Origin of the sequence: Thermanaeromonas toyohensis ToBE (genome assembly GCF_900176005.1) — a bacterium.
GTDB lineage: Bacteria > Bacillota > DSM-521 > Neomoorellales > Neomoorellaceae > Thermanaeromonas > Thermanaeromonas toyohensis.
Map to the genome: position 1 here is coordinate 2,027,049 of NZ_LT838272.1, position 12,947 is coordinate 2,039,995.

12 protein-coding genes are annotated in these 12,947 nt (G+C 48.9%); 4 read left to right on the forward strand and 8 right to left on the reverse strand.

Annotated elements, in window-relative coordinates:
- The first annotated feature begins 58 nt into the window (after positions 1-58).
- Entirely contained in the window at positions 59-2,044 is a 1,986-nt protein-coding gene (locus tag B9A14_RS10550) for a CoB--CoM heterodisulfide reductase iron-sulfur subunit A family protein (RefSeq protein ID WP_084665660.1), read from the forward strand.
- The gene (locus B9A14_RS10555; RefSeq protein WP_084665661.1) at positions 2,035-2,469 is read left to right on the forward strand and encodes a hydrogenase iron-sulfur subunit; all 435 of its coding nucleotides are present in this window, start codon (positions 2,035-2,037) and stop codon (positions 2,467-2,469) included. Before B9A14_RS10550 ends, B9A14_RS10555 begins: the two co-directional genes overlap by 10 nt.
- A 74-nt stretch (positions 2,470-2,543) precedes the next feature.
- On the opposite strand, the gene B9A14_RS10560 is transcribed toward B9A14_RS10555, so the two are convergent.
- Positions 2,544-2,753, reverse strand: coding sequence for a 2-oxoisovalerate dehydrogenase (locus tag B9A14_RS10560; RefSeq protein WP_084667111.1), 210 nt, complete (start codon positions 2,751-2,753; stop codon positions 2,544-2,546).
- 174 nt (positions 2,754-2,927) lie between these two features.
- Here B9A14_RS10560 and B9A14_RS17245 point away from each other — a divergent pair, with 174 nt between their 5' ends.
- Positions 2,928-3,137 (forward strand): UPF0236 family transposase-like protein, encoded by a 210-nt coding sequence (locus tag B9A14_RS17245; protein WP_157109927.1) that lies wholly within the window; start codon positions 2,928-2,930, stop codon positions 3,135-3,137.
- A gap of 223 nt (positions 3,138-3,360) precedes the next feature.
- Positions 3,361-3,726 (forward strand): ArsR/SmtB family transcription factor, encoded by a 366-nt coding sequence (locus tag B9A14_RS10565; protein WP_084665662.1) that lies wholly within the window; start codon positions 3,361-3,363, stop codon positions 3,724-3,726.
- Between the two features lie 22 nt (positions 3,727-3,748).
- On the opposite strand, the gene hflX is transcribed toward B9A14_RS10565, so the two are convergent.
- The 7 genes from hflX to B9A14_RS10595 all read right to left on the reverse strand — a co-directional run bounded on the left by hflX (position 3,749) and on the right by B9A14_RS10595 (position 12,934).
- Positions 3,749-4,972 (reverse strand): GTPase HflX, encoded by a 1,224-nt coding sequence (gene hflX / locus B9A14_RS10570; RefSeq protein WP_084665663.1) that lies wholly within the window; start codon positions 4,970-4,972, stop codon positions 3,749-3,751.
- A gap of 154 nt (positions 4,973-5,126) precedes the next feature.
- Positions 5,127-5,300 (reverse strand): hypothetical protein, encoded by a 174-nt coding sequence (locus B9A14_RS17250; protein WP_157109928.1) that lies wholly within the window; start codon positions 5,298-5,300, stop codon positions 5,127-5,129.
- Between the two features lie 31 nt (positions 5,301-5,331).
- Entirely contained in the window at positions 5,332-5,514 is a 183-nt protein-coding gene (locus B9A14_RS10575; RefSeq protein WP_084665664.1) for a hypothetical protein, read from the reverse strand.
- A gap of 234 nt (positions 5,515-5,748) precedes the next feature.
- A complete protein-coding gene (gene nrfD, locus B9A14_RS10580; protein WP_084665665.1) occupies positions 5,749-7,047 on the reverse strand; it encodes an NrfD/PsrC family molybdoenzyme membrane anchor subunit in 1,299 nt (432 codons plus the stop codon).
- Between the two features lie 96 nt (positions 7,048-7,143).
- On the reverse strand, positions 7,144-7,830 hold the full coding sequence (locus tag B9A14_RS10585) for a 4Fe-4S dicluster domain-containing protein (RefSeq protein WP_084665666.1): 687 nt from the start codon (positions 7,828-7,830) through the stop codon (positions 7,144-7,146).
- A complete protein-coding gene (locus B9A14_RS10590) occupies positions 7,827-10,391 on the reverse strand; it encodes a molybdopterin-dependent oxidoreductase (RefSeq protein ID WP_084665667.1) in 2,565 nt (854 codons plus the stop codon). Before B9A14_RS10590 ends, B9A14_RS10585 begins: the two co-directional genes overlap by 4 nt.
- 311 nt (positions 10,392-10,702) lie before the next feature.
- A complete protein-coding gene (locus tag B9A14_RS10595) occupies positions 10,703-12,934 on the reverse strand; it encodes a molybdopterin oxidoreductase family protein (RefSeq protein WP_084665668.1) in 2,232 nt (743 codons plus the stop codon).
- Between the last annotated feature and the right edge of the window lie 13 nt (positions 12,935-12,947).

The following is a 12,947-nucleotide window of genomic DNA, read 5'->3' on the forward strand; positions in this document are numbered from 1 at the left end:
TACAGAAGCAAAAGTTATATTTTTAGGAAAAACCTCATCAGTCAAGGGGTAAGATAGCATGAAAAAGGTAGGAGTCTTTGTCTGCCATTGTGGCAGCAACATTGCAGGGGTGGTGGATGTAAAACGGGTCGCAGAAGCAGCGGAAAGTTTTCCAGCGGTAGTATTTTCTACGGACTATCAATATATGTGTTCTGACCTCGGTCAGGAACTTATCCGTAAGGCTATCAAGGAACAAGGCTTAAACCGGGTGGTAGTAGCTTCTTGTTCACCCCGCTTGCACGAACCCACGTTTCGTAAAACTGTAGAGAGCGCAGGGCTTAACCCATATCTTTTGGAGATGGTCAATATTCGAGAACAGTGTTCCTGGGTGCATATCCAGGATAAAGAAGGGGCTACGACCAAAGCTATTGAGCTGGTCCGCATGGCCGTGGCTAAAGCTGTGCACAACTTTCCCTTAGAATCGAACACGGCCATTAAGATTACTAAACGGGCTCTGGTTATTGGAGCCGGCATTGCCGGTATTCAGGCGGCCTTAGATATTGCCGATACTGGGTATGAAGTTGTCCTGCTGGACCGACAGCCGAGTATCGGTGGAAACATGGTCCGGCTGGATAAAACCTTCCCTACCCTGGACTGCTCTGCTTGCATTTGTACTCCCAAAATGGTGGCTGCTGCCCAGCACCCTAAAATCAAGCTAATGACCTATTCTGAAGTGGAGAAAGTAGCAGGTTTCGTGGGCAACTTTGAGGTGACCATCAGAAAGAAGGCCCGCTCAGTAGATGAGAACAAGTGTACCGGATGTGGCACTTGTTGGGAGAAATGTCCCACCAAGGTGGATAACGAATTCGAACTCGGATTGGGTAAAAGGAAAGCCATATACGTACCGTTTCCGCAAGCTGTCCCCGCTGTTCCGGTGATCGACCGCGAGCATTGTCTTCGGTTTACCAGGGGAAAATGCGGTGTGTGCCAGAAAGCGTGTCCCAGACGGGCTATTGATTATGAGCAGCAAGATGAAATCGTAACCGAGCGATTTGGAGCCATAATAGTAGCTACCGGCTATGAACTCTTCCCCTGGGAAAAGGTATACGGCGAATATGGGTACGGGTTGTATCCCGATGTAATTACCAGCATGCATTTTGAGCGGTTGGTCAATGCTTCCGGACCTACAGGAGGGAAAATTTTAAGGCCCTCAGATGGGAAAGAGCCTAAGGTAGTAGTATTTATTAAATGTATAGGCTCGCGAGATGAGGCAAAAGGCAAAAGCTATTGTTCCCGAGTTTGTTGCATGTACACCGCCAAGCATGCCCATCAAGTTCTGGAGAAGATACCCGATGCCCAGGTTATTGTCTTCTACATGGATGTGCGTACACCGGGCAAAGGTTATGAGGAATTCTACCAGCGGACAGTCCACGAGGGAACTATATACATAAGAGGCCGCGTAAGCCGTATTTACCAGGAAGGGGACAGACTTATAGTGAGTGGCGAAGATACGCTCTTGGGACGGCAGGTGATGGTAGCCGCCGATCTAGTGGTATTAGCTACGGCCATGGTACCCAGCCAGGGGTGGGAAAACCTTGCTAAGATGTTGGGTATCAGTACCGACAAGGATGGTTTCTTCCAGGAAGCCCATCCCAAATTGCGCCCGGTGGAAACTTTTACGGCAGGAATTTTTCTGGCTGGGGCCTGCCAAGGGCCCAAGGATATTCCTGATACTGTGGCCCAGGCCGGTTTTGCCGCTGCAAAAGCTTGCCAGCTCCTCGCACGAGACGAGCTGGTCACCGATCCCATGATTGCGGAGGTAGATGAGCGCCTTTGCTCTGGTTGCGCTACCTGCCAGTCTATCTGTCCTTACAAGGCTATAGAGATGAAGACTATTACTGAGAAGGTGGCTGGTAAAATAGTTACCCGCCAGGTAGCCACCGTTAATAGCGGATTGTGCCAAGGGTGCGGTGCTTGTACAGTGGCCTGTCGTTCTAGCGCTCTGAATTTGCGAGGCTTTACCAATGAGCAGATTTTGGCGGAGGTGAAGGCAATATGTCTGTAAATCAGGAGGCTCGTTCTTGGGAACCGAAAATTATAGCTTTTTGTTGCAACTGGTGCTCTTATGCAGGTGCCGATTTTGCCGGCTTAAGCCGAATACAGTACCCAGCTAATGTCAGAATAATACGGGTTCCCTGTTCGGGGCGCGTTAATCCTCAGTTCGTATTACGGGCTTTCCAGTGGGGCGCTGACGGGGTTTTAGTAGCAGGTTGCCATCCCGGTGACTGCCATTATGTCAGCGGCAACTACTTTACCCGGCGCCGTTTTCTTCTTATGAAGAGACTGTTTGAATATGTGGGGCTGGAACGCGAACGCTTGCAAATACATTGGATCTCTGGCTCAGAAGGCGCCAGATTTGCTGAAGTCGTTACCGCTATGGCAGAAAAAATCCGAACCTTGGGCCCCAATAGAAAACTAGTGCAAGGGTAAATTTCGGTTTATGTGGTAGCCATACCTGGTCAAGAGTTTCGCCAATTCTGCTCCACTCACGTCCCTGGGTAGCCTCACACCGCCATAACCTCGTCTTTCACGATGTGTAGCCGGATCACCCGCGGCATGTCTTTATCCTCAAAATGGCAGCGTACGGCGTCCCGGACGTTGCTCCTTATTTCGTCCAGATCCTCGCCTTCAGTGAATATGGAGTGACCGAGGGCGCGTGCCGTGTACCCGCCCTCCGGGGCCTCCTCGACCAAGAAGATTATCTCCTGATCCAATCGAGTTCCCTCCCCGATTTGGAGTTTTCTCTGTGCCAAGGAGATTTACTTCCTCGCATTCCCCGCTGGGCACTTGAAGGCCTTACGGCCAATATACCATACGTTGATGCAGGTTTCAATTGATCCCCTATATAGTGTGAGCAAAGGGAGAGGATAGAGGAAACGCGTAAGTAGCTGCAAGATAACTGGGAGGGGTTAAGGGACTGGCGGCAGACAGAAGTGGCTAAGAAAGTAACTATTGCGGAGCCTCACGGTTTGGGGGCCAGTGAAGCGGAAATAAACCATGTTTTGGCGGTCAGGATGAAGAAGCGGGGCATGAGCTGGAGCGAATGCGGAGGGGGTTTTTTCTTTAGGCATATTCTACGTCAACGTTACTTTGGTTAGAGCGGAGTTGAAGTGGAGTTGAAGCGGAGGGAAAGCGGAAGTGCGCAAGTTTTGCTTGCGACGGAGACTTTGCGGAGCGAAAATAAAGACAGGACTAGGTTCATAAAGTAGGGCAACTTGACAGGGAGCAAAAGGGTAAAATAATATATAAGCAAGTATTTATATATTAAGATAATACGCTATAAGGAATTAGGGCCAATCGCTTTAGGAGGTTGATCAATGCTTGAAAATAAAAGAAGCTGAAAAAATATTTAAGGCCCTGGGCCAAAGCCTACGCTTAAAAATCATTGCCCTCTTGGCCGAGCAGGAGTTTTGTGTGTGCGAACTGGAGGAAATCTTTGGCGTTTCCCAGCCGGCCATTTCCCAGCATTTGCGCGTTCTAAAAGAAGCCGGCCTGGTGGAGGAGGAAAAAATAGGTCAGTGGGTATTTTATTCCTTGAAAAAGAAATTCCTAGAAAATTTCCTGCAAGATTTCTCCTCCTATCTTTTCTCTCCTTTAGAAGACAAAAAGGGTTTGGAGCAGGAAAAGCTACAGGTTGAAAAGTTAAAGCAGAATCCCAAAGTCAGTTGCCGGCCAGTTAAAAGGTAAAATGCGTATGATTAGGAAGCGCCTATTCTCCCCTTATACGGGCTTCCAAAAGCTTAAGGTCTTGGGGACGACCTCGCAAGAGTACCTCCACCCCCTGGGGTAAATATTTTTCCTTAACCACTTCCACACGATCCCTTACCCGGGCCAATTCTCCTAGCCGGGTGAAGGGTATCCACAAGGCAATTTCCTTTACAGGAAAAAGTTCCTCTTCCAAGCGCCTTAAGAGGATAGGGAGGTTGATACCATGGAGGGCCGAGATGGCTAAGCCGTCCACTGGAGGGATCCCGGTAAACTTGTCTACTTTGTTATACACTTTAAGAAGAGGGCGATGGGCCAAACCTAGTTCCTTTAAGATGTCCTCTACCGCGGCTACCTGTCGTTCCATGTAAGGGCTGGTCAGATCAATAACATGGAGCAAGAGATCAGCAGAAGCTAGTTCTTCTAAAGTAGCTTTAAAAGCCTCCTTTAGCTTAGCAGGCATATGCTGGATAAAACCCACAGTATCGGTAAGTAATACCTGGCGCCCCGAGGGCAGCCGGACGCGCCTGCTTACAGGGTCGAGGGTGGCAAAAAGGCGATCTTCAGCCAATACCTTGTTCTCGCTTAAGGACAGGGCATTAAGGAGGGTAGACTTACCTGCGTTGGTATAACCTACTAGAGCGACTACAGGAATAGCGTTTTGGGTTCGCCGCTGACGGAGAACCTCACGGTTCCGGTGTATTTCTTCTAGTTCCTGGCGTAGATGATATATACGCCGGCGGACAGAACGGCGGAGTACCTCTAGTTTTGTTTCTCCGGGGCCCCGAGTCCCGATCCCTCCTCCAAGCCGGGAAAGCATCTCTCCCAGGCCCATCATACGTGGATAAAGATAAGTAAGGCGGGCAAGCTCTACTTGGATCTTCCCTTCTCTGGAATGGGCACGCCGGCGGAAGATCTCTAAGATTACCTGGGTACGGTCCCATATCTCCACTTTATCTAGTCTTTCTTCAAGCCTTAAGATCTGGCGGGGGGAAAGTTCTAGGTTAAAAATAACAGCTTCTATGTTTTCTTTTTCTACTTTTTCCTTTAGTTCCCGAACTTTACCTTCTCCCAAAAGATAGTTGGGGTCTGGGCGTCGGCGTTGAAGCAGATGATCTATAATTTCTATGTCGATATTTCGAGCGAGTTCCTTTAGCTCCTCTACGTTGTAAGTGATCTCCTCATCCTTTTCCTCTTGGGCAAGATAGCAGAGAACACCTATCTTCACCCTGGACCCTCCTTTGGGTTATGGGTCCATAAGAGATTATTACACCTGGTTCTATAAATGCTGGTTAGACGAATTTTGGATATTTCCTTCTTAAAAAAGAAGAAAAGGGGGTCCTTTACCCCCTTTGAAAAAGTAGTTTAGGAGAAAAAGTTTTTTAGCGGATCTGCTGAGCAGCGAACTCGCATTCTTTGATGCACATTTCTAAATGATGTACTGATTCGTTTAGAGTAGATCTAGCCACTCCGGAAGCCTGCCCAGCTAGGGAACGTAGCTGATTAGCCATTTTTTGGCAATCCTGAATAAACATTTGAAGATCCTGGGCTGACATTTACCTTACCTCCTGTTATTTCTTAGAGCTCTTATCCTTTTACAAACTCTTTAGCATCCAGGCAGCCATGTATGCACATTTCCATATACCGCGAAGCTTCGGCCAAAGCATACCGGGCTCGGTGATCCACCAGCCCATTGGAGAGGTTGCGTATCCTTTGGGCCAGGCTTGTACACTGGTCTATACACCGCTGGATATCCTGATCAAGGGGCACTTTATATCACCTCTTTTAAACCGATATGTTTGTCTCCCTAATAGTTTGCATCTCTAAAGAAGCCAGTATACAAAAAGTAAGTTAACTACCAGAACAGGTTTACTTAAGGCTTACCTCAGGGCTATATTCCATATCCTTAAAAAACTAGAGTTACCTAGAAAGAGGTAACTCTAGGAGAAAGGCTAGATACTGATGATACTAGATGGGTATACTTTATTTATAAAGTCTTAGGTCTTATAGATTAAGGCTTTGGGTTGTGGAGAAAGGTATGGTTCTAGTTTTTCCCTCCCAGGTAGTGGGCAGCAGGTTATAAGAGCTAATCATCCAGGAGCAAGTTATAAGAGCTAAAGCAAAGGGCAATAGATCAATAATTATTTCCCATGCACTGGGTACATAGGGCCATGTGCTAACGAATATAGGATTTCCAGGCTGGAATTGGCCTACAGCTACGGGATAACTCCAGAGCTCACTTTCTGTTCCCGGGAGAGTTAGGGCCAAGGGGAAGTGGTTGAAGGCCGGGAAAAGGAGGTTAAGGCGATGGATAAAGACACCGGCCAGTAAAATAAGGCATCCACCAAGGAGGGCGCGGGGCGAACTTATACCCCGGGAAGTTAAGAAATACACCATGCTGAAGACGGTCAAGACTACTTCTAAGCCGTAAAGGGCTCCGTAGCGGCGGAAGAGAAGGGATAAGAGCTCAAGTTCTTCCGGGTTACCCCACCACCAATGTATCACCAGATCCGTGGCTACCAAGAATAAATGTACCAATAGGGACCCAGCTGCAATCCGGCTTAAGATAGTAAAGGCAGCAGCATAGTGGGGGAACCCTTCCTCTCCTATTCCTAAGAGGGCAATTAAAAGGCATAAAGCTGCACCAGAGGATACTGCTACGGCGATAAAATCAGCAGGCAGGATTGTCGTATACCACCACTCGCGGGAAACCTGGGTGGCAAAAATAAGGGCGGTGATGGTGTGGATCAGTATAGCTACGGGCAGACCAACGAAGGCTATGCGTTTGCTCCAAGTAGTAGATATCTTTTTTACTTCCTCTTGGGAAAGTTTTCTAGTCCAATGGTTAAGAAAACCCCGGCCTTCCCTTTTCCAGTCGGGGAGGAGCTGGAAGTACACGCTCAAAAAGGTGAGAACAATGTAAGAGGAAACTACAATAACATCCCATATCAGGGGTGAACGGAAATTGGGGTGTAGCAACAAAAAGTAGATTCTATCCACCCTTCCTAGATCAGGGAGTATAATAACAGCAGCAGCCAAGATACTGGCGAAGGCGGATAAAGAAGCTATGCGGGTGAAGGGTTTTAAGGCTTCTAGACTAAATAAATAGACCGCCGAAGAAACTATTAATCCGCCCGCAGCTATGCCCACAAAAAAGGCAAAAGTAGCGATATATAAACCCCAGCTAAAGGGGTTACGCATATGGGTGATAATAAGGCCTGCTCTTACTTGATAGACCCAGGCTGATAAGCTGGCCAAAAGGAGAAAAAGGGCTAAAATTAAAGCTCGATTTCTTCTACGCATCCCTAATTCACCTCTAGTTACCTTAATAGTTAACTTGATACTCTTTATTCTTAACCTGCTAGGTTGGGCTTTGGAATTAAAGCTAAAGCTTCCCCCTCACTTGCGAGGTGTTGTAGGGGGCAGATAGAATACTTTGGGTCGGGTACCCAGCTCCTCTTTAAGGCGGAAAGCCTGGCGCTGACGGAGCACTTGATTTACTTCTGAACTGGAATCCTCCAGATCCCCGAAGAAGCGAGCTCTAGCAGGGCAGGCCTGAACGCAGATGGGTTTTTCGCCGTTATCTGTATATTGGACGCAGAAAGTACATTTTTCCACCACACCTTTAGGCCGGTTAGGCGTATAAACTAGGCGCCCATTTTTATCTCTGTGGGGGAAGGGATAACCGTACTCATATCCCTCCATGTACCCTGCTTTTCTTTTGGCTTTTTTAGGGTTTTCCCAGTTAAACTGACGGACTTGATAAGGACAGGCGGCCAGGCAATAACGGCACCCTATGCAACGCTCTAAATCCACCTGTACCCTACCCCAGTCATCGGTATAGGTTGCCCCTACCGGGCATACCTTTTGACAGGGAGGGTTATCGCACATCTGGCAGGCTACAGGCAAGAAATACATTTGAGGCTGTCCCTTTTGAAGGGTGGGTACTTGGTGCTCCCTACTTCCAGGAGTAAATACTCGGTTCCACCAGGTACCTGGGGGCTGGGCGTTATGGGATTTGCAGACCACCATGCAGGTGCGGCATCCCACACAACGGTCCAGATCGATGACCATCCCTAGCTTCATTTTTCTTCCGCCACCTTTCTTACATCGCACAGAGTTTCGTTCCAGGCCGTATTGGGTGCCCATATGCCAGGGACAAAATAGATCTCATGGGTAGGCTTAATAAAGGGGTAAGTAAGGGAGTTATAGGAATCTCCTTGGAGATACCGGCTCCACCAGCCCTGCTCAAAGACTACTACTTTTCTGCTTAAGCCGGGGTCTAGGACGGCCCATCCCCTTACCCGTCCCCGGTCATTATAGGCTTCTATCAGGTCTCCCTCCTTAATCCCTTTGGGGGCGGCATCTTCCGGGTTAAGGAATATCTTAGGCCTGTTATCCTGTAGTTCGTTCATCCATATATTGTTAGAGTGGGTGGAATGGACCCGGTACAGGGAATTGCGGGTAAGGAATACGAACTGGTACTTTCCTTTGGCCCCGGGGTTTAAAGCGTATTCGCTCTCTTCAAAGGGCGGTTTATGGACAGGCAAAGCTTCCCCGCGGGCTAAAAACCCTTCTTCCTCCCTGTAAAATTCGATCCGGCCGCTTTTTACGAATTTGGCAGTAGCCTCCAAGGGCGCTGGACGGCTTAAGGGAGGGAAGGGCTTACGGAAGTGGATTTGCTCGTAGAAGGGTATTTGCCGGTTACCTGGAACTTCCGATTTAAGACGGACCGGTCCCTTTTTAAGCTGTTCGATAGTGATACCTTCCACAGGAGGGCCGCCCGTCTTAAGGAGTAGCTCAATAACCTTTTCCGCTGCTTCCTTCTCCTCTAAACCCGGGAAAAAGTGGGCTTCAAACTGGGGATTAAGCCTTTTGGCTATCTCCCGAGCGATCCACAATTCAGACCGGGATTCAAATAAGGGTTCAATGGCGGGCTGCTGGAGTTGCATATAGGGGTGCAAGGGGGTGGTAACCAGTTCAATCTTTTCATACCAGGTGGCTACCGGGAATACCACGTCGCTATAACGGCAACTCGTAGTCATCTGATAATCCAGGGCTACAATTAATTCCAGTTCCCCCTTTTCGGCCATATCCCTTAAACGGTTAGCCATATTATGCTGGTCGAAGGGGTTCCCCCACCCAAAGATGAGGGCTTTAAAGCCGTTTTGGGGATAGGGGGCGGTCATGGTTTTAGTGGGCCCATGGAGGAAATAAAGCCACGGGGTCCAACGGGGTGGCTTGGGGAACCACCATTCTTTCACATTGAACCGTATCCTGTACTGGCCGGCATAAGTGGAAATACCCGCGCCAGGTTGGCCGAGATTCCCCGTGAGCACAGGTATCAGGGCTAGGGCCCTCCCCTTTAGATCTCCGTGGTACCATTGGTAGTTGCTAGCTCCATAGATTACATGTAAGGGCTTGATAGTGGCCATCTCCCGGGCGAGCCTCTGTACAACTTCCTTACCTACTCCGGTTTCCTGCTCCACGTATTCTAACGTGTAGGTTTTAAGGTGCTCTTTTAACAGCTGGAAGATGGGTTTAACCTTCACCCTTTGGCCGTCTTTTAACTCCACTTCCCTTTCGCCTTCCAGTATTACGTCCGGGGGGAGGTTTAAGTCTTCTGGATGCACAGCAAGGAAATTTCCGTTATAGGCCACAAAAGCTTCTCGGTAAGGCGGGAGATCTTTAGGCCGATCCAAACCCTTGACTTCTTCTGCCTTTAGCCGGCGTTTGGTGTCTAGCCGCACCAGCAGAGGTAGATCGGTAAAGGTTTTGATAAATTGTTCATCATATAATTTCTCTTCAATAATAATCCGCGCTATCCCCAAGGCCAAGGCTGCATCGCTGCTCGGCTTAAGGCTTACCCACTCATCAGCTTTAGCCGCTGTAGGGCAGTAATTGGGGTCAAAGACTACTAGCTTAGCTCCTTGGTTTCTGGCCTGGATGAGAAGGTCAGAATCGACCAGCCTGGTAACAAGGAGATTGGAGCCAAATACAGCGATATACCTGGAGTTCAGCCACTCCAAGGGTTCTAGCTCTTCTGTTTGTACACCGAAGGTCTGGGGCCAAAACATAGGTAGATCGCCGTTTTTATCATAGGGATGGAAGAGGGTCCAGCCTGCCAGGGTAGAAAGGGCGATCCAGGCCCCTTTCTGGACGTGCCCCGTTCCTCCTACCTGGAAGCTAAAACTTATGCTTTCCGGACCGTACTTGCTAGCTATCTCCTTAAGGCGAGCTGCTGTATAATCCAACGCTTCTTCCCAGGAGACTTCCTTAAACTGACCGCTTCCCCGCGGTCCGGTTCTGATTAAAGGGCGCTTTAAGCGATCAGGTCCGTAAATGAGATTGATGTAGCTTAGACCCCTCAGGCAACCTCGTGGTCCATATAGCGGCTCTGGATAATCATCGGTAGGAAACAGGGTTTTGATCTGACCGTCCACTACCATAGCTTTGATACCACAGGCACCCGTACAGTTGGGCGAACAAACGGAGCGCACAAACTTGAACTGGGAGTTCTTTTCTTCCTTAGCTCCAGATGAGGGTATAAAATAGGCAGGTGAGGCTGCAGCACCGGCCAGAGCCGCAGCTACTGCCGAAGCTTTTAAAAATTGGCGCCGTGTAAGTTTAAGACCTTGTTTTTTCATCGTTACCAGTCACCCCACTCCTTCCTTGACAAGCAATTGTCTTCCTGAACACTAATCAAATCAAGCGAGCTTGGCCCAGGCTATTCAATATTTCTGGATGATGAGCCCCTATTTGTGAAGTTGTACTCATGTTTTCCGGAAAATCTTCTCTAGCAAATTTCGTGCCAAACACAAAAAGCCCTAGAATAAGATTTCTAGAGCTTCGAAAATAGGTGTTTTTAGAGCTTTGAAGATAGTATTTTAGAGCTTGTGAGAAGCCCTTTTAAGACCATCTCTCTAAAATCCTAGAAAGGGTCTCTAAATTTTTAGAATCAGAGTCCAGAATTAGGCAGCAATGATAGCTCCTTTCCAGATTCTATTTTTTCTAGGCGGCAGGTACCTACTTTGGTCAAAGGCTGGCGTGAGATAGGATCCGTTATCCGCGATGTTAAATGATTAGCTGCCTGGGGTTGCTGCCTTTCTCCTGGGTCGAGGTCCCCGAAATGGAAGGGTAAAAATACTTCTCCTTTGGATACTACTGGGGTAACGCGGGCCCGTACCTTCACCCAGCCCTGGCGGGAAACCACCTTAACCCAATCCCCTTCCTTAATCCCAAGGGCCGCCGCATCCTGGGGATTTATTTCCACGAAGGGTTGGGGGATCAAAACATTTAACTCTAGGATACGCTTAGTTTTAGTACGAGTATGGTAATGCTCAATAACCCGGCCAGTGTTCAACCAGAAGGGGTAATCCGGATCCTTAAAAGGGGACGGGGGGTGGTAAGGTACGGCCCAGAGCTTAGCTCGGCCCGGGTTAGCGTTAAATTCGCCATAGGCTTGGGAAACTGCAGGATCGGTAGGGAAAAAGCCATCGGTATATAACCGGGCTGTACCGGTTTTAGCACCTTCGGGGCAGGGCCACTGGATACCCCCTTCAGCTTTAAGGCGGTTATAGGTTATACCTGTCAAATCGTTAGGACGGTGACGCGTCAACTCTTTAAGCTCGTTAAATACTTCTTCTGGTCCTGGCCAGGGGAAAAGCCTTCCTGCTCCCAAATTACGGGCTACCTGGCATATAATAGTTAGGTCATCTTGAGCCTTTCCTGGTGGCTGGGTAACTTTCTGTACTAGGTTAACCCGGCGTTCAGAATTGGTTATGGTCCCTGTTTTTTCTCCCCATTGGGCAGCGGGGAGGAAAAGATCGGCATAGTAAGCAGTCTCCAGGGGATAAAATATATCCTGTACCACCAGGAATACTCGTTCCAACTGCCTCCGTACGTACTGCTGGTCTGGCAAAGACACAGCAGGGTTAGTACCGATCACCCAAAGCACCCGCAGGCGCCCGGCGTCGATAAGTTCTAACATAGTGTGGATATCATTGGTGTGCTGGGGCAATATTTTCTCCTCTACACCCCAGAACCGGGCTACTTCGTGGCGGTGCCTAGGATTCTTGGGATTGCGCAACCCTGGTAGACTTCCTGCTCCTCCTATCTCCCTCATGCTTAAAGACGAAGATTGGCCAGTTAAAGAAAGAGGTGCACACCCTGGGCGGCCTATCTTGCCAGTTATAAGGTGTAGGGAATTGATGAGGGTGACCGTATCCACCGCTTGGAGGCTTTGGTTTACCCCCTGGCAGAAGAGGGTGACGGCTGTAGCTGCTCTTCCAAATAGATGAGCAGCCTGGATAATATCCCTGGCTGGTACCCCGGTCAACTCCTGAGCTACTTCCGGAGGGAAATCCTGTGCTGCTACCTTTAGATCCTCGAATCCTGCTGTAGCCTTGGTAATGAATCCCCAGTCCAGCAAGTTTTCTCGGATAAGCACATAAATAATGGAGTAAACCAGGGGTATGTTGGAGCCACACCGTAGCCGAAGGTGCAAGTCAGCCACACTGGCCGGCAAGGTGAGACGGGGGTCAGCCACTATGAGTTTAGTACCTTTGCGCTGGCGGTTGCGTAAGATACGCTGCCAAACTTGGGGATGCATTTCCGCAGGGTTGGCGCCCAGGATAAAGATAACCTCAGCCGTATCCAGATCTTCATAACACCCCGGGGGAGCATCGATACCGAAGGAACGGATATATCCCATGGACGTAGAAGCCATGCAGAGGCGGGTATTAGCATCTATATTAGGAGTACCGAGGACACCTTTGGCTAGCTTATGCAAGGCATAATATTCTTCTAGGGTGAGCTGTCCTCCATGATAAATACCTATAGCTTCTGGGCCGCCCTGTTCCAAGGCTTCCCGTATTTTCCGGGCCAGAGTTTCATGAGCTTCCTCCCACGTTATAGGGACCATTTTCTCTCCTACCCGCCGGAGAGGACGGGTGGCCCTTTCGGGATGTTCTAATGTTTTCCAGGCATATATACCTTTAAGGCATAATTGCCCTTGGTTTACGGAAGAAGAGGGGTTAGGTTTCACGGCCACTGCCCGGCCCTTTTTAACCCCCAGATATAACCCGCACCCGGTTCCACAATAACCGCAGGTTGTGTATATCCAGCTGTCCACCGTTTCCTCGTTATGGAGCAACTCTTCTAGAGAACGCCTGAATTCTAAATTATACATATCCCTTTAACTA

Bases quoted from the DNA above. Each gene is read 5' to 3' on its own strand.
- B9A14_RS10550 (WP_084665660.1), top strand. From the start codon at position 59: ATGAAAAAGGTAGGAGTCTTTGTCTGCCATTGTGGCAGCAACATTGCA.
- B9A14_RS10555 (WP_084665661.1), top strand. From the start codon at position 2,035: ATGTCTGTAAATCAGGAGGCTCGTTCTTGGGAACCGAAAATTATAGCT.
- B9A14_RS17250 (WP_157109928.1), bottom strand. From the start codon at position 5,300: ATGTCAGCCCAGGATCTTCAAATGTTTATTCAGGATTGCCAAAAAATG.
- nrfD (WP_084665665.1), bottom strand. From the start codon at position 7,047: ATGCGTAGAAGAAATCGAGCTTTAATTTTAGCCCTTTTTCTCCTTTTG.
- B9A14_RS10585 (WP_084665666.1), bottom strand. From the start codon at position 7,830: ATGAAGCTAGGGATGGTCATCGATCTGGACCGTTGTGTGGGATGCCGC.
- B9A14_RS10590 (WP_084665667.1), bottom strand. From the start codon at position 10,391: ATGAAAAAACAAGGTCTTAAACTTACACGGCGCCAATTTTTAAAAGCT.
- B9A14_RS10595 (WP_084665668.1), bottom strand. From the start codon at position 12,934: ATGTATAATTTAGAATTCAGGCGTTCTCTAGAAGAGTTGCTCCATAAC.